The following is an 18,070-nucleotide window of genomic DNA, read 5'->3' on the forward strand; positions in this document are numbered from 1 at the left end:
TAGGCACGCCGCCAGCGTTCGTCCTGAGCCAAGATCAAACTCTCAATAAAAGTTGACTTGCGCTCGCTTCTATAAGCTAGCTTGTTTCATGTTTAAATCATACTGGTTGTTTTGTTCAGTTTTCAAAGATCAATGTTGTGTCGTTTTTTGCGACGAAATATAATATATCATGTATCAAAAAAGAAGTCAATGCCTTTTTTGATTTTTTTCTTAGCTGTTCATCACTTCGTTTTCTAACGACGACAAAAGATAATATACCATAAACTTATATAGCAGACAAGAGATTTTTTGACTTTTTTTCTATACATAAAGTGAGGCTATGATCACTAGGGGGTGAACCCCACTGATCATTATCGAAACATATCAGGATGTTAGTGTCTGTTATCCTCCAATTCGCTTCCTTATCTCACTTGAAGCGGGGTCTTACAGTCGTTGTTTGTTAATAAAAATACTATATCTCTTAATACAAAGAAGATATAGCATCTACTTTCCTTATTCAATTTGCACTTTCTTAGGTATATATTTCTTTATCTCTTCTTCACTAGCTACCCGAGTATACAATTGAAATATAACCTTATATCTTTCACACATTGCTTGTTTCACCATTTTATCTATTCGATGATCTTCTAAGTCCAGCAGTAATTCTTCTAACTCTCTTTTTATCATATACTGCAATTCACTTTGCTCCTTATCATTAATTAATAAGCCTAACATCTTGTCCACCCCTAAAATCTATTTTAATAATGATAATCTCCCCACTATTTAATATCTATATTCCTGTTTTCTTTCAAAATTAAACATAATTAGACATCATATTAAAGAAATACTCTACATATAATGGAGACAAGCCCAACTAAATGGAGGGGATTTTCGGTGAGGCGTTTATATATTGTAGATATGAAGAAACAAAAAAAAGCATTCCTCATTATTCCAGTCGCTTTTTTTGTTGCCCTGTTTTTATTTTTAGAATTTAATTACACCTCTACGGTTTTTTCTAATCAGGATAACCCACGCGCATTGAATGCTGGGAACAAGGACCACCCATCCGTCGCTTTAACTTTTAACATCAGTCATGGTGAAGAACAAGTTACCCCTATCTTAGAAAGGTTAAAGAAAGAAGATGTTCAAGCCACTTTCTTTGTGAGTGGTGAATGGGCTGAACGCCATCCTGATATTTTAGAACAAATTGCCGAGGACAAACATGAGATTGGAATGCTTGGTTACCAATACCAATCATACGTCGAGCAAGAGATAGATGAAGTACGCAGCGATTTGAACAAAGCAAAAGATATCTTCTCTAAATTAGGTTATGAAGATATTTATTTGTTAAGAGCACCTAATGGCCATTTAAATGAAGAAGTGATTAGCTTAGCTGAGAGTCAAGGTCTTAAAGTGATCCATTGGAGTATTAATCCAAATGATTGGCAGAACCCTGGAACTGAAAAGATTACCAATCATATTTTGAAAAATGTTCGCAATGGGTCGATCATTTTACTTCATGCTTCAGATAGTGTGAAACAAACAGAACAGGCACTTGAGGCTGTCATCCCAGAGGTCAAAAGTGACAAAGAGTTTTTGACTATTTCTGAATTGATTACACAAGCAGAAACAAACCAAGAAGAACTTCAATCTGAAAAGAAATAGACCGCTCCTTAAAGGGCAGGTCTATTTCTTTTCGGTTAAGCGATGTAGTATTAACATCTGATATGTATTACATAATATCAATGGTACAATCATTAGCCAAGCATAGTCCCCGTTTTCTGTACGTAATCCCGGTACCCATTCAATCGATGTAATGACAACCATAAAGAAAAGAGCTGGAATAAATGCTCTTTTGTTGGTTTCTTTTGCCTTAATCCCTGCAATAAACCAGCTATAAATAAATAATGCAATCGCAGTTAACAAAAACGGTGTGATCGTGCCATCTTCCACACTTCTATAGCGGAAATAAACTAGATCAAACAGGGCAAAGGCGATTAATACTACCTGAACGGTTGGCCAATAACGGCGGAAAACCCCTAAAGCAAATTGATTAACAGTTAAATAAGCGAAAAAGCCCATTTGACTGATCAAACTAAAAACAAAGCCCAACCCAGTGAAGAAAATAAGCAAGCCTAATATTTCGAACCAATCAATTGGATTAAGGTTTTCTGCATAAACTCCCGCTTTCACGAAAAAGCTCGCAATCAAGGTAGAAACCCCACCTAAAAGCAAAGTAGAAAAAAACAACCGCACAACATTACGACTTTTCAAAATAAAATCCCCCTACATTCTTATCTTGTTACGTATTTTACCACGAACATCATTTTTTTTCGCTTGTCATACATATTAATTATAAATGACTCCATATTATAAATACAGGTTATTTTTTTATAAGAAAGGTAGCGGTAAATATGAACCGATTTTTATATATGTTAGGTATTACTCTACTGCTGCTTTCAGGATGTGGTGGCGGTGGAAACAATGCAGGTAATCAAGAGAGTGACGGCTATGAAGGAACGAAAAAAATGGTCGCAGACATTCTTAAAACAGATGAAGGAAAAAAGGCGATTACAGAAGTATTGTCTAGCGATGACATGCAGCAAACTTATGTGGTCGATTCAAAAGTCGTAAAAGATGCAATAACAGAAACACTCTCTTCTGATAAAGGTAAAGAATTTTGGGAAAAAATGTTCCAAGACCCGAAATTTGTAGAATCATTTGCTAAAGCTTTACAGGATAAACAAGAGGATGTCACCAAAAAATTAATGAGTGACTCAGAATATCAGAAAAAATTAATGGAAGTACTCAAAAATCCAGAAATGGAACAACAATTAATGACAGCCCTAACTAGTCAAGAATTTCGTAGTCATTTAGAAAAGATAATGGAAGAAACCTTTGATTCTCCAATGTTCCAAGCAAAAATAACCGATTTACTTTTAAAAGCTGCTAAAGAAATGAAACCTTCAGAACAAGGTGGAGGTGAAGGCGGAGGATCAGGTGGAGCTTCGGGTGGTTCCGGCGGTGAAGAACAGCAGCAAGAGGAAGAGCAAAAAGGGCAAGAATAAGAGCAACAACCAAGTAACTAAAAAGAAGTGGAGCCTTTCGACCATTGGCTCCACTTCATCATTATACGGCTTTCGCAACTAGCCCAGCGAAAGCCTTAGTTTATCTTTAAAATTGGTTCATGATTTGTTTCGCAACTTCCAGATATTCTTTACCATTAGGATGGTCTTCTTGATATACGGATGGCGCAAATACACCTTCTTCTTCAAATGGCTGCTGCAGAGGAAGTCGACCGATTACTTGTGTATCTAATACTTCTGCTAGCTTATCGCCTCCGCCTTTACCAAAAACATATTCTTTTTCACCGGTTACGTAACTCTCAAAGTATGCCATATTTTCGACTACACCCAAAATTTCATGATCGGTGTTTATCGCCATTTGACCGGCACGTGCTGCTACAAATGCCGCAGTAGGGTGTGGTGTAGTAACAATTAATTCTTTTGATGACGGAATCATATTGTGTACATCTAATGCAACATCGCCTGTTCCAGGGGGTAAGTCTAATAAGAGATAGTCGAGTTCTCCCCACTCCACTTCCTTAAAGAAGCTTGTCAACATTTTGCCTAGTCTTGGTCCACGCCAAATAACTGGAGAATTATCTTCTACAAAGAAGCCCATGGACATAATTTTGACACCGAAACGCTCCACCGGGACGATCTTATTGCCGTTTAACTTCGGTCTTTCTTCCACGCCCATCATATCTGGTACACTAAAGCCATAAATATCAGCATCTATAATTCCTACTTTTTTCCCTAACCTCGCCAAAGCAACAGCCGTATTTACTGTAACGGTTGACTTTCCAACGCCACCTTTACCACTGGCAATTGCCAAGAAATTTGTGTTGGAATCTTTGCTAAGTAAAGAAGGGTCTTCTTCTTTAGTTGGCTGGAATTTAGCGATTACTTCTTCAGGCAATTGACTAAAGCGCAGCCCAACTGTAGCCGCTCCTAATTGTTTTAATGCACCAACTAATTCTTGTTGTAATTGCATTTGCTCTGCAGTATTCGTCTTTGCAATCGCAAGTTTGACACTCACATGATTTTTTTCTTCCTTAATAGAGACCTCTTCAATACCATCGGTTTCTTTAAACGTCTTATGTAAGAAGGGGTCTTTCATTTTATGCAAAAGATCAATTACACTTTGTTCTGTTAGCAAAATAGGTCACCTCAATTTAAAACTATTTAGTCCTATTTGCTAGTATAACACAAATTGACCATTAACTAAGTGAGATGCATCAACGGCTATCGGGTTTGTTCGATGACATACTGTGAAATGCCTTCATATATGCTTGCCGCCATTTTTTTCTGATAATTAGCAGATTTCAGCAACTCTTTCTCTTCTTCATTCGATAAAAAACCAATTTCTACTAATGCTCCCGGCGTTTCTGCGTATTTTAAAATAAACACCTGACTCATGGCCAAGGCTTCTCGGTTGGTATTCTCTAAATTACGACGAATTTCAGACTGAATTGCTTTTGCTAACAATTCATTTTGTTCTCTTCCAGGGTGATAAAAAGTCTGAGCACCTTTCCATTGCTTTTCAGGTAAAGCATTTAAATGAATACTAAGAAAAAGATCCGCTTCCTTCTCTTTGATAAATGCTACCCGGTTTTGAATATCTTCTGACTTTCTCCGAGATAAACCAGTGGTTCCATCTTGGGCCAAATCATAGTCGCCTTCTCTCGTAAGATAAACAATTGCTCCTGCCTGCTGCAAATAATCCCTAAGCATCTTGGATACGTCGAGTGCAATATCCTTTTCCATTGTATCATCTGATGCTTCGGCACCTCCGTCGACGCCACCATGACCTGGATCAAGGACAATCGTTTTACCAGCTAGAGGTAATGACCATGTTTGCCACGAATCCAACGATCGTTGCATCGGGTATTGCATCAAAATAATTAATAAAAATAATCCAACTAACCACAGGACAACTTTAAATATCTTCGGCATCCGCTTTTCCCCCTATAATTCTCCTGTAACCACTATATGGGACAAGCGGGAAAGTTATGCCAGCTTAAATATATTTTATAAAGATAATTCATTTTGATGATCATGTATCATTATGTCCTGCTTTTCGATACTCATAACGATGTTACATCATTCTGCATGTATCTTCCTTTCTTATATATCCAGCCTCTTTTACTGCTTCGAACGTAGTCAATCCATCAAAAAAACCCCTTCCATAAAATGGAGAGAGGGTTTTTATCATTATACCGTTTACTCTTTATTCTTCTGCTTCTTGGAAAGAAACAACTGCAGGATGAAGATAATAGCAAGTGTCACTATGGCAATAATATCTGTCAGTAAGTTGTTTTGGATAAACAATAATGCTGTAATCAGCGCTAATAACCTTTCATACCAATGATATGGTCTGATTAACCAGTTTTGAATGAACGAAGCAAAAGCAATCATTCCAATTATTGCTGTAATAATTGCCCAGATGATTTGATACCACGTTACATCCGTGAGCAAAAGAATAGTTGGGTTCAATGTAAAAACAAACGGTAATAACAATGCTGCTGAATCATATTTAAACCCTTGAACACCAGTCGAAACTGGCCCTGCCTTAGCTATACCTGCTGTTGCGTAAGCAGGTAAATTAATCGGTGGTGTATCATCCGCTAACACCCCGTAATATAGTACAAACAGGTGAGCGATCAACACATGAACACCCATATCTGTTAAGACGGGAGCGACAATTGCTGCCAGGACAACATAGGTTGCCGTAGTCGGTAGACCTAAACCTAATAATAAACAAGCAAACACCGTTAATATTAATGCAAAGTATAACTGAGTATTATCTGTTACTAAAAAGTTTGGCATCGCATTCGTTAATGTTTCACTAAAGCCAATCACAATTCTGGTAAATTTAGTAGATAAACCTGAAGTTGTGATTACACCAATCAGAATACCTGCAGTCGCACATGCTACAATAATGGATAGCGCATTTCGTGCAGCAGTTTCAAAGCCAGCCAGTGTTTGCTTCCAGCCAAAATGTACTGGTGGTGAATCTATCTTCATTTTTTTCTGTGACAAAGCAAAGATAAACGCTATCCCTAGACTAATGAGTAGTAAGATTAAGATCTCTGACTTCCATCTGATCATCTCAGTACTGAAGAAATTGATATGAAAGATATCATTTAAAGCGTGTAACCCTTGATTAATGGGACCAATCAAAAATTGTAATAATACAGTTATCGCTATTACCGCCAATGCAATGATAGAAGTACGACCAAGATTATCTTTAAACCGTTGTACAAATAACGATAGAACCAATAACACAATAATTGAGAAAAAGGCCGAATTATTAACTGAAACCCGAACATATACCAAATAATAGAGTAAAGCAATTAATGGGATTAATAAATAGCCTTGTTGCATTAACAATTTCCTGCCTGATGCCAATTCACTTTTATCAATCCCGGTAATACCGTGTTTGGATGCCTCAAAATGCACCATAAATAATATACCAATATAGGCTAGTAAAGCTGGAATAATCGCACTTTGAATAATCTGATAATACGGAATTCCCGTAAACTCAACCATAATAAATGCAGCTGCACCCATAATAGGGGGTAAGAATTGGCCACTTGAGGATGCCGCCACTTCTACTCCACCAGCTACATGCGGTTTGAAGCCGACTCTCTTCATTAATGGGATCGTGAAAGTACCAGTAGTAACGGCATTTGCTGTAGAACTTCCGGAAATACTGCCCATTAGTCCACTCGCTACAACACTAGCCTTTGCCGGCCCACCTTTATAGCGACCAAACATACGCAAGGCCAAGTCAATAAACATCTTTCCCGCACCTGTAGACTCGAGAATCGAACCAAATAGGATAAATATAAACACAAACTGGGCAGAGGCATAAATCGGTGTTCCAAATATGCCATTGTTACGATACGAAATTTCATAAACAAATCGTTCGAAGTCACCTCGTGTATGGTGAAACTGACCTGGCATATATTCACCTAAAAAGAAATAAGCTATAAAAACAAGAGCGATGATAACGAGCGGTTTTCCTACTACGCGGCGTGTCGCTTCAAGCACTAAAATAATTAAAGCTAAACCAATAAATAAATCGAGGTCTGTAGGCTGGCCTGACATAATGGAAGTTGCTGTTTGTTTTTGAATAATATATGTACCAACCGCTAAAGAGATAATGGCTAGTACAACATCATACCAAGGTATTGAGGTTTGGCGCAGACCTTTTTTGATTGGAAAAATACAAAAAACAAGTATTAGCCCAATGGTTAAATGCACTATTAAAAATGTCTTGGAGCCTATACCAGGTAATCCAAATCCTGCAACATATAAGTGGAAAGCAGATAAAAAAACACTAATGGCTAACACAACAATACCCCAAAGCTTACGAAGCTCTCGATCACTTCCCTCTAATTCTTGTAACATCTTCTTTTGACGATCATCCATCTCTATCCCTCTCTTTATTCAAATTCAAACTCTTCCACAATGAAGAACGTATTACATCTATTTCAATCACACGGCCAACAAAAGGCTGTTTCGAAAGATAGATGGTTTGATTCTGAAAGGAAAATGTATGCGGATACAAGTTAGATGGCTTCATTCTTAACACATCATCATGGATCGGACGATTAATATTTTTTAACACATAGTAACCATCCTCCATTGCAACCTCACCTTCCCTTTGATATGGTAATCCTGCTCCAAAGGATTTTGTCCAACTTTCCAATGTCATTATTTCTCCCGTATCAGAAAATTGGAATACTTCTTTTACGGGGGACTTTTCGACCGAGTGAATATATCGATGAGCAAATCTATTTCCTTTTTCAATGGTGTCTGTCCATAAAATTTCCTTCGTTTTCATATCTCTTATAACCAACTGATAGTGAGACGGAACTAATAACCATACACCTGCCACCAGCAATATTACTACTAAACTTGTTGCAAGAAAGGCATTGCGCCGTTGCAATGCCTTTCTCTTACTATTATTGTTCATCAAAATAGCGCTGTGCACCAGGGTGTAAGTCAATGGACATTCCGTCTAACGCCGAATCAATGGTTAAGTCTTTTCCACGTTCATGGGCATTTTCCATCGCATCTATATTTTCAAATATAGCTTTTACCATTTCATAGACTTGATCATCTGGAAGTTCATCACTAGCAATTAACATCGCCTGTGGCGCAATGGTAGTTGCGGTAGCGTCAAAATTTTCATACGTATTCTCATCTAATTCTACTTTTGTATAGTATGGGTATTCCTCTGTTATTTGTTCGATTTTCTCTTCATTAATACTTACAATACGAATATCTGCACTTGCCGCTAGTTCTTGAATACTTCCAGTCGGTGTACCAGCAGTTACAAATGCAGCATCGATATTACCGTCCTGCAGGTTAGTAGAAGCATCACCAAAGCCCATCCATTCAGCACTTAGATCTTCAAATGTTAAATCATGGGCAGCCAATATCTGACTTGCATTCGCTTCTGTACCAGACCCCACATCTCCAACTGCTACACGTTTCCCTTCCAAGTCTTCAACTGTTTCGATACCACTGTCAGCCAATGTTACAATCTGAATGGTTTCTGGATAAATCGTAAAGATCCCACTAAATCCATCGACTACCTCTTCAAACATATGCGAGCCTTCTTGTGCATAGTAGGCGATATCATTTTGAATCAATGCCAACTGTGCTTGGCTACCACTTACCTCATTTGCATTAACAACTGAAGCACCACTGGTAATACCTGTTGCACTAACACCATCGACATGCTCATCAATAATTTCTGCCATTGCTACGCCTAATGGGAAGTAGACACCTGCTTCACCACCTGTTAAGAGCGTAACGTCTTCTACCCATCCATCTGTATTTGCTACATTCTCTTCTTCTGTATCCTCTGATGATTCCTCTTGGGGCTCCTCTGAACTTTCTGGCGATTCTTCACTATCGCTATCACCATTATCCACCGCGTCATCCGAAGCATCACCACATGCCACTAGAATCAACCCTAAAGCAAGTAACATGGCTACCAACCAAAACTTTTTCCCCATAAAAGATCCCCCTCTTTTTAGTAAAATTCTTACTTTAAGATGTATGCATGAAATGATTGAATCATCCCTTTTTTGTAAAAAAACTTACTCAAGAAAAAAACCCTTTCCCTCCAATAACGGAGGAAAAGGGGTAAACTATTGTGCCTCACTTAAATATTTTGTTTCAAAAAACGTACTATGGTTATATTCTTTTTCTTGCAACTCTATTTTAACTTTTTTCACTCGTCGATCTGACACTTCTTCAACTATAATTAAGAAATTGTTATATTGAAAAGAATCTCCTTTTGAAGGTATCGTTTCAATGTTTTCGATCACCCAACCTCCTATAGTATGATAGGAGCTTTCGGGTGGTTTAATATTAAATACTTCAGCAAAATCATCTAATTGAAATTGTGCATCAAACACATATAAGTGGTCATGAATTTTAGAAATAGCATTAACCTTTTCATCCTGCTCATCCCATATTTCTCCGACAATTTCCTCTAAAATATCTTCCAATGTAATTAAACCAGATGTGCCGCCAAATTCGTCTAACACAATAGCTATATGGATCTTTTCTTTTTGTAATTGTGGTAGTAATGCTGATACCTTCATTGATTCCGTCACAAATAAAGGTTCTCTTAGTAATTCCCGAATATTTACTTTCTCATATTTTACTAAATGAGTAAGAAATTCTTTTTCTGATAATATACCAATAATATTGTCAACTGTATCTTCATACACTGGTATCCTTGAAAATCGCTCTTCAAAGAATACTTGTTTAATTTCATCGATAGACTGGTTGACTTCGATTGCCACCATATCAATACGTGGAGTTAAAACCTCTTCCGCAACCGTGTCATCAAAGTCCATAGAACGATATAAAAGTTCACGTTCTTCTTTATCAATTACTCCCTCTTCTTCACTAATGTCCAACATATATTTAATTTCCTCTTCTGTTACAGATGGAAGCTGATGCTTTTTAGCAAAGATTTTTGATACCAATGCCTTTAGTTGTAGAAAAAGAAAATTAACAGGAGTTAATATTTTGATTAAAACATATAGAACATTGGAAATGATCAGTGAATAGGATTCTGCATGTTCTTTAGCTAATGATTTGGGAAGAATTTCACCAAAAATAAGAATCAGTATCGTCATCATTATCGTACTACCTATTAACGCAAGACTTCCTCCAAACAATTCTGCAGCTATTGTAGCAGAAATACTTGCCGCCGCAATATTTACGATGTTGTTTCCAACTAATATGGTAGATAATGTTTGATCAAAATGCTCTGCAATGTGAAGAGCCCTTTCACTTCCCGCTCTTCCTTTTTCTGCGAAATGCTTTAACCTAATTTTATTGACACTTGAATAAGCAGTTTCCGCCGATGAAAAAAAAGCTGACAACATAATCAAGATTACTAATAGCGTAATGGCACTCAGTGGTATATCGTCCAAAAAAACTCACTCTCCTATTTTTTATTTTAAACGTTTACATCACTATTATATACTAATCAGGCAAAAAATAATACTAAAGCATTTTGAAATACTACTTATAAGGTTGAATCAATTACATCTGCAATGGTTCTCTCATCATATTTTATTGTAATCCTTTTTGTTAAAACTGTACAGCCCAACGCTTTACTAGTAGAATGTAATTATATAACTTTTTTCATGAAATGGTGTTTGTTCAAATGTTAAGGAGGAATTTGTTTCATGATTGTCGCCATCACCGCCCTTTTATTTGTCTCACTGTTTTTTTCTGGAAGTGAGACTGCTTTAACTGCTACAAATAAAATGAAGCTACAAACAAAAGCCCGCAATCAAGATAAAAAATCAGAAAAACTACTTAACCTTATTTCCAAACCAAGTGAATTTATTACTGCGATCCTAATTGGAAATAACATTGCGAATATATTATTACCAACATTAGTCACAACCATTGCAATTGAATACGGGTTTAATGTCGGGCTTGCTTCTGCGATTCTGACTATTACTATTATTGTTTTTGCGGAAGTTATTCCGAAGTCCATTGCTGCCACATTTCCTGATCGGATCGCATACATAGTTTATCCTATTATAAAGACTGTTGTTGTCATATTAAAACCTATAACTATCCTACTAAACAAATTAACAGACTTTATTGCAAAGGTGTTGTCAAGAGGGCAGCAGCAAGATGCATCGATTTCAAAAGATGAACTACGAGCAATGGTTGATATAGCTGACTCAGAAGGAATGTTTCACCAAGAAGAATCATATCGGATCAAAGGGGTGCTTGACTTTTATAATTTAACTGTCAAGGATGTATTAAAAACTCCCCGAGTAGAAGTTGTGGCATTGGCTAGTACAGCAAGCTTTGAAGAAATCAGAGATATTGCAATTCAAAATCCGTTTACAAGGTACCCCATCTATGAAGAAGATATTGATACGATCATAGGAGTTTTTCATTCCAAATACTTATTATCATGGTCAACAGAACCTAACAAATCCCTTGAATCCTATAGCGATACCAATCCATTACTTGTATATGAATTTCAGTCGATCGAATGGGTTTTTCGCGAAATGACGAAGGAAAAAAAGCACATGGCAATCGTTCTGGATGAATACGGTGGAACAGAGGGGATACTGACCCATGAGGATATTATTGAAGCAATGATCGGTTTAGAAATTGAAGATGAAACAGATTTAGAAAATGAAGGGTTAGTTGACACACTGACCGATACGGAAATGGTCTGTGACGGAAAAATTTCTTTACGTCGCTTAAATTCCATTTTCCATACTGAAATTCCTGAGGAAGAGGATGTTCTAGCTGGTTATATTCTAAAAGAATTGAATTATTTCCCTAAAAAGGGGGAAACATTCGAAATAAATAATCTAAGCTACCAAATATTAGATACAGACGGCCGAACGATAAAGCAAGTAAGGATTATTAAATAAAAGTGTATCTTAGTCCTAAATAAATCCGAACGATGATTCCGCCGTGAACGGAGCAGTTCGGATTTATCTTTTTCCTAGTATCTTGGTGAATTATCTATAAACTGCGAAGTAAAGTGGACCTTCTTCTCTTGAGAGTGCTGTGCTTTCACAAAAGTGAACTTTCGTAGAGTTTTCTATGCAGTCTCGCATCCCACGGAAGGAGATATCCCCGGAAGCGACGTCCTGTTCCGAGGAAAAAATCTTCTCTTCCGAGGATAAGTGATTATATCCAGGGAAGGGAAAGTCATATCCCCGGAACGGATAGATATATCCAGGGAAGAGAAGGAGATATCCATGGAACGGAAAGATATATCCCCGGAAGGACCGTCCTGTTAACTTTGCAACTAAATAGAATTTCCAATAGTTCGCAGTTTGTATCTACTATGAATAAGTATGTGATTTTTTTAAAAGCAAAATGCTATACTTTCTACCTTGAATCATTCGTTTCTTTCATGGAAAATTTCATCATTTTGTCCCAACCTGTTTTAAAAATCATACTCTGCTTCTTTTTCTGCCTGGATTTGTTGATATGTTTTTGTTAGTGTAATAGTATCTTCAACGAGACGTTCAATGCGAAAGATTACGTCATCATTGGTAATTTCTTTTCGGTAAAAATCCACATCCTCTATATAGACATAGCTTTGAACTACTTGTGCCTTCATATAACCTAATATTGGTTTTAATTGTTGTTCCGGAATAAGATAATGGCGTTGTGAACCTGCTGTGACGATCATGCTTGCCACTTTACCCTCGAGTGCACTAGTTGGTAATAGATCAAAAATATTTTTTAACGTTCCTGGAATCGATGCTTGAAAAATAGGCGTCCCAATCAGTAAAGCATCGGCCTTCATAATTGTTTCGGTTACTTTCTTCGTATCGCCCTTATAATCTAGATAATTCCTGCCATCACTAAACTGAATGTCATAATCAGCTAAATCTAGCAATGTCGTATCTATATCAGGATATTTATTAGTGATTGTTTCGACTGCATATTGAATAGCTGTTTTTGTTTTAGAACCGACTATCGAACCTGCTATTGCAACTACCTTCATGGTAAACCTCCTTATTTCACTGTGTATTTTCGAATTGCTGGTAAAACTTCTTTTCCAATTATTTCGATATTTTTTCGTAATTTATCAAACGGAATTCCACCAAAATCCATTTGCGCAATGTATCGTTGGTGACCAAATGTTTCGTGTTGATATAATATTTTTTCAATAACTTCCTGCGGGCTACCGATGTTCATTACATCGTGCGGATTAGCACCTTGAGCAAAAATCTGTTTCGCAAAGCCTCTGCCATTAGTCTTTTGCATACCTGCATTAATAAAAGGATATGTTTCTCGTTGTGCCTGCTGTGTTGTTTCTGCTAAATAGAAGAACCCTGCTGTAGATACCGGGAACTCATTCGGATCATGTCCAACTCGCTCTAGTGCATCACGATAAGAGTCAATAGTCCGCTTGAATAATGTAGCCGGTCCTCCTAACATCGCTACAAAGATCGGTACACCTGCATATCCAGCCTTAACAGCACTAGAAGGATGACCACCAACCGCTCGCCAAATTGGTAATGAGCCATTTAGCGGCCGGGGCAGCACATGAGCATTTTTTAGTGGTGCACGGAACTGACCTTCCCAATCCACATATTCGTTTTCATTAATTTTTAATAATAGATCAAACTTTTCTTCATATAATTCTTCGTAATCATGCAAATCATAACCTAAAAGATCAAAGTTTCCAACACGAGAAGCTCTGCCTGCAACAATTTCCGTACGTCCTTTCGAAATTAAATCAATGGTGGCAAAGTCTTCATACACTCTGACAGGATCCAGTGTACTTATAATGGTTGATGAACTGGCAATTTTTATTTTCTCTGTTGCTTGTGCTATCGCAGCTAGTACAACAGCGTGTGCCTGTGTCGTGAAATAATCTTGATGACTCTCCCCAACACTAAAGAAGTCAATACCAGCATCTTCCGCTATTTTCGCCAATTCAATAATTTCATCTAAACGCTGACTTGCCGGAATCCGTTCACCTGTCTCCGGATTGGGTAAATGATCACCTAATGTATATAAACCAAATTCTAATCCTTTCCTAGGATCGATACGATATTTTTCCATTTTCAACAACCTTTCTAACATCAAAGTTTGCTATCATATGTTATTATGAAGCATAGAAGTGTAAAATGTAAGTACGCACTTAAAGGATATATAGTATCCAAAAATATACTGTCAGATAGGGTGATGGATAATGAAGTACGAACCGAATGCTTGTAGGGTAGAAGATGCTTTAAGTATACTTGTCGGCAAATGGAAGCCTATCATTTTACTTCATTTGCTGAATCATGGCACACAACGTTTTAATGAACTAAAGAGAAGTATGCCCGGAATCACACAAAAAATGTTGACCAAACAGTTACGTGAGCTAGAAGCGGAAGATATTGTCGAACGTGTAGTATATCCAGAGGTACCGCCAAAAGTTGAATATTCTATGACGGAATACGGGAAGAGTCTACAACCTATTTTGGAGGCCATGCACGAATGGGGTGTAAAACATACGTTGCATAAGCAGGAGAAGTTAAAAGAACAGCATGGATGATTAGGAGGAAGGGCAATAACCCTTAAGGATAGGTTGTTGCCCTTCTTCACAAACCTTTATTTCAATTCTTCCATATATGACTCTGCATAGTGATTTAACACTGTACTTGCTAGCGGTGAAATATGTTCCTTGTTTTTTTCTTTAGTAAGTTGCTCTCTATACTTAGAAAGGAATTTTATTGCTTTTTGTGTTGAACCTTTTTCTACATGATGTTCCACTTGTTTTAATGTGTTAGTTAGTTGAGGTACAATTGGTCCAGTTATATCACCAGTCTGGTCATATTGCTGCATGTAATTCTTTAAAACCGTAATGTGCCCAGGAGTAACTTCTACTATATTTGATTCGTCTGATTCGCCACTGGCATTCTCTGCTTTAATGTAATACGTATAATGTACACCTGGTTCTGCCGTACGATCAAAGTAAGTATCTACCTTGGCATATCCAAGATATTCAACCTCTCCATCTGCTTTTCGATAAACATTATACTGATTTGCTCCACCTTGTGATGTCCAAGTCAAACCAACAACATCCGTTCCTATTAAACTAACGATTAAATCAGATGGTGTATTAGGACGAGGCATGTCAATATGAAGCTCTTCCGAGAACTCTGACTCTCCCATTTCATTAACTGCCAATATTTTGTAACTGTATCCGGTATGATTTATACTTACACTATCATCTTTATAGTCTGATGAATCTGTACTAGCAATTTTGCTAAATGTACTTTCTTCATTCGCTTTGCGGTAAATATCATAATTTTCTGCCTCTTCTATAGAGTCCCAGTTAATTTCAAATGTAGAACTAGTTATTTCCCCTGCTGAAAGTCCTTGCGGCACTTCTGGAAGATCAATAGCTTCTTCTGTAGTTGTACTTACTGCATTTGACATGTCAGATTCTCCGCCAATACTTGTTGCTGATACTTTGTAGTAATATGTCGTAGAAGAATCGACAGGCTTATCCGTGTAAGAAGGACTTATTGTATCTGCTACTTTTTTAAATTCTCCATCAGGTTCAGTAGTTCTGAAAACGCCGTAACTAATAGCGTCTTCAACCTCCTTCCATTCTAATTCAACTGTTATACTCTTGGTTTCGGTGACGGTTAGTTCAGCTGGTGTATCTGGGGTGGGTTCATTAGGATCAAAGAAAAAGATTTCTGTTGGTTTAGACAGTTCAGATTCTCCACCAGCATTTATTGCAGAAATCTTATATTGATATGTCACACCTAATTCAACTGTATCATCTTTGTAATTACTTTCTTCCGTGCTTGCAATTGCTCTAAACGAAGGGTCTTTGGACGATGAGCGATAGATTAAATACAATTCCTCTTCATTAACCGACGACCAATTCAATGAAACCTCGTCTACTGCAATCTCTCCCTCTAAGTCCTTAGGTACTTCATTTGGTGGCTCCTCCTGACTCGTCGGTTGAATTAATGCAAAATAATTCATGCGACTACTGTTATTATTTGGCCCCATTACTACGTAGGATCCAGCCGGGTAATGCTTCTTATAGAGCTCAAATGTTACAGGTTGATCATCTTCAATCGTTTGTCCGGTGTTATCGTATTCTGATGATAACCATTCTGGCTTTGAACTTACTCTTGAATCATGAGCAACATATACATCTGCATCTGCAGCTAGATAAAAGGTAACGAGATCTTCACTTGTAGCACTTCTTGAATTCACTGCTGAGCGAATCCATTCCACACCTAGTAACTCTTCTGGTATATCGGTAAATCGATAACCATCTCGATCACCAGCTACCAGGTCCCCCTCTTGGAGGTTCTCTTCAATGGACCAATTCCTTGCATTTTGACCTCCTCCACTACTGTTATCATTAATCATGAGGTTTTTCGTGATTTCTCCATTCAATACTGGTAATGGTTCAGGTTCTGTGTCTGGTTCGGGTTCTGTATCTTCTTCTGGCGGTACAAATGGATCACCTGACCATGCTGGTGGTTCCATTGGATAATTATTTGGAAAAGATGAAGTAGCTAATTCATTTAAATATTCCTCTAAATTAGTATAGCCATTACCATTTTTGTCTCCATTTCTATCCTCTGGGTTATTTGGGTCAAATCCATTTGCTAGCTCCCATTCATCTGGCATTCCATCCCGGTCCGTATCCTTTGGAGCAGTTCCCTTCTCTAATTCTGGGAAACCACCAACATCTTCTTCATGCCCAATAATAGCGCCCGTTTGATTTCTAACATCGTGAATCACTCTTTGATCCACACTATCTCTTACTAATGAAGAACCTGCATAATCTAAAACATGTTGATAAGCTTTTTCAGGCTCCTCTATATTAGTTAACGGATATTCAAAACGTTTATCCACAATAACACTTGGTCTTTCCACTTCCATCATTTCTGCTCCCGTGTCCGCTCCATCTAAAATACCATTCTTATTACTATCTATTCGGTTGTTTTCTAGGAATAAGCTATAATTTTCATTTCCGCGTACTACGGCATATTCTGGATTTCCTGAATTCACACCCGCTATAAAGTAATTGCCTACCACATTACCATAGCCTTTCGTTCCTGATTCACCACCAGCAACATAAGGATACTGACCCCAGTTATATACAACATTATTTACAAAATCGATTTGCCCTTTTGTTTTAGGATTTCTATCATTATTATGGGCATAAAGGTTATGATGCATGGTGATAGTATTCATCTCAATTAGTCCACCCATTGAATGTGTTAAAAGTCCTTCTGAGATGATAGACCATTGTACGGTTATATTTTTTGATTCTGGATTATCATAATCCTTACTTAATATAGATAAGTTTTCGTCAGTTCCCCAAGAAAATGAGGAATGATCAATGATCACATTCTGACTATCTTCAAAATATAAAGCATCATCTTGGAAATCATTCTTTCCTAAACGAAATCGCATGAAGCGGATAACGATATCGTTACTATCAATAAAACGAACATTATTTCCTTTTATGGTTACACCATCTCCTGGAGCAGTTTGACCAGCTATGGTGATATTGGATTTATTACGAACAATAATTTGTGGTATCCTAATTTCTCCGGATATATCAAATACAATGGTTCGAGGGATATCACCAGCAGTTGTCAGTGCATCATGAAACGTTCCAGGACCTGTCAACTCATAACTATTTACATGATAAACTTCACCACCACGACCACCCTTGGAATACTGCCCAAATCCTTCAGCACCAGGAAAGGCTAGAAGTTCTTCATCTTCAGTAGCATTGACAATTGGATTCACAAAAGGAAGCATGAAAAAACAGACAGTAAAACATAGCATACTATAAAATAATTTCCTCATAAAATACCTCCGTTTTTTTAGTGTCACAATTGGTAGCAGTTTCTTTTTTTATATAACTTTTCAATAGGGAATCCACTCCTCCTCTCTATTTATAGAATAGTTAGGTGCTTCCCTTTTAGGTTAAATGCACACGTAAGCGT

At 37.4% G+C, this 18,070-nt stretch carries 15 protein-coding genes; 4 read left to right on the top strand and 11 right to left on the bottom strand.

Annotated elements, in window-relative coordinates; genetic code table 11:
* Positions 1-492: 492 nt before the first annotated feature.
* A complete protein-coding gene (locus J5J03_RS01290) occupies positions 493-714 on the bottom strand; it encodes a hypothetical protein (RefSeq protein ID WP_208585729.1) in 222 nt (73 codons plus the stop codon).
* A gap of 159 nt (positions 715-873) precedes the next feature.
* Here J5J03_RS01290 and pdaB point away from each other — a divergent pair, with 159 nt between their 5' ends.
* Positions 874-1,644, top strand: a complete 771-nt coding sequence (gene pdaB, locus J5J03_RS01295) for a polysaccharide deacetylase family sporulation protein PdaB (RefSeq protein ID WP_208585730.1) — start codon at positions 874-876, stop codon at positions 1,642-1,644.
* 21 nt (positions 1,645-1,665) lie between these two features.
* Here the strand turns inward: pdaB and J5J03_RS01300 are convergent, their stop codons facing one another.
* Complete coding sequence (locus tag J5J03_RS01300) at positions 1,666-2,253, bottom strand: KinB-signaling pathway activation protein (RefSeq protein WP_208585731.1); 588 nt, start codon at positions 2,251-2,253, stop codon at positions 1,666-1,668.
* Between the two features lie 140 nt (positions 2,254-2,393).
* Here J5J03_RS01300 and gerD point away from each other — a divergent pair, with 140 nt between their 5' ends.
* Complete coding sequence (gene gerD / locus J5J03_RS01305) at positions 2,394-3,047, top strand: spore germination lipoprotein GerD (protein ID WP_208585732.1); 654 nt, start codon at positions 2,394-2,396, stop codon at positions 3,045-3,047.
* Between the two features lie 106 nt (positions 3,048-3,153).
* Here the strand turns inward: gerD and J5J03_RS01310 are convergent, their stop codons facing one another.
* The 6 genes from J5J03_RS01310 to J5J03_RS01335 form a co-directional block, all read right to left on the bottom strand.
* On the bottom strand, positions 3,154-4,200 hold the full coding sequence (locus J5J03_RS01310) for an Mrp/NBP35 family ATP-binding protein (RefSeq protein ID WP_269435772.1): 1,047 nt from the start codon (positions 4,198-4,200) through the stop codon (positions 3,154-3,156).
* An 86-nt stretch (positions 4,201-4,286) separates the two neighbouring features.
* Positions 4,287-4,997, bottom strand: a complete 711-nt coding sequence (gene cwlD, locus J5J03_RS01315) for an N-acetylmuramoyl-L-alanine amidase CwlD (protein ID WP_208585733.1) — start codon at positions 4,995-4,997, stop codon at positions 4,287-4,289.
* A gap of 267 nt (positions 4,998-5,264) precedes the next feature.
* Positions 5,265-7,478 carry a TRAP transporter permease gene (locus tag J5J03_RS01320; RefSeq protein WP_208585734.1) on the bottom strand — a complete coding sequence of 738 codons (2,214 nt, stop codon included), beginning with the start codon at positions 7,476-7,478 and terminating at the stop codon, positions 5,265-5,267.
* A complete protein-coding gene (locus J5J03_RS01325; protein WP_231710556.1) occupies positions 7,471-7,998 on the bottom strand; it encodes a DUF1850 domain-containing protein in 528 nt (175 codons plus the stop codon). The genes J5J03_RS01320 and J5J03_RS01325 overlap by 8 nt, the downstream gene beginning before the upstream one ends.
* A 16-nt stretch (positions 7,999-8,014) precedes the next feature.
* Positions 8,015-9,076, bottom strand: coding sequence for a TAXI family TRAP transporter solute-binding subunit (locus tag J5J03_RS01330; RefSeq protein WP_208585735.1), 1,062 nt, complete (start codon positions 9,074-9,076; stop codon positions 8,015-8,017).
* A 135-nt stretch (positions 9,077-9,211) separates the two neighbouring features.
* Positions 9,212-10,513, bottom strand: a complete 1,302-nt coding sequence (locus J5J03_RS01335) for a hemolysin family protein (protein WP_208585736.1) — start codon at positions 10,511-10,513, stop codon at positions 9,212-9,214.
* Between the two features lie 258 nt (positions 10,514-10,771).
* Between J5J03_RS01335 and J5J03_RS01340 the strand changes: the two genes are divergently transcribed.
* The gene (locus tag J5J03_RS01340) at positions 10,772-11,992 is read left to right on the top strand and encodes a hemolysin family protein (RefSeq protein WP_208585737.1); all 1,221 of its coding nucleotides are present in this window, start codon (positions 10,772-10,774) and stop codon (positions 11,990-11,992) included.
* A 524-nt stretch (positions 11,993-12,516) separates the two neighbouring features.
* Here the strand turns inward: J5J03_RS01340 and J5J03_RS01345 are convergent.
* Positions 12,517-13,083, bottom strand: a complete 567-nt coding sequence (locus J5J03_RS01345) for an NADPH-dependent FMN reductase (RefSeq protein ID WP_208585738.1) — start codon at positions 13,081-13,083, stop codon at positions 12,517-12,519.
* 11 nt (positions 13,084-13,094) lie between these two features.
* Positions 13,095-14,150 (bottom strand): LLM class flavin-dependent oxidoreductase, encoded by a 1,056-nt coding sequence (locus J5J03_RS01350; RefSeq protein WP_208585739.1) that lies wholly within the window; start codon positions 14,148-14,150, stop codon positions 13,095-13,097.
* Positions 14,151-14,280: 130 nt separating this feature from the next.
* Here J5J03_RS01350 and J5J03_RS01355 point away from each other — a divergent pair, with 130 nt between their 5' ends.
* Positions 14,281-14,628 carry a winged helix-turn-helix transcriptional regulator gene (locus J5J03_RS01355; protein WP_208585740.1) on the top strand — a complete coding sequence of 116 codons (348 nt, stop codon included), beginning with the start codon at positions 14,281-14,283 and terminating at the stop codon, positions 14,626-14,628.
* Between the two features lie 56 nt (positions 14,629-14,684).
* On the opposite strand, the gene J5J03_RS01360 is transcribed toward J5J03_RS01355, so the two are convergent.
* The gene (locus J5J03_RS01360; protein WP_208585741.1) at positions 14,685-17,930 is read right to left on the bottom strand and encodes an FIMAH domain-containing protein; all 3,246 of its coding nucleotides are present in this window, start codon (positions 17,928-17,930) and stop codon (positions 14,685-14,687) included.
* Between the last annotated feature and the right edge of the window lie 140 nt (positions 17,931-18,070).

This window comes from Gracilibacillus suaedae (genome assembly GCF_017599345.1).
Lineage (GTDB): Bacteria > Bacillota > Bacilli > Bacillales > Amphibacillaceae > Gracilibacillus > Gracilibacillus suaedae.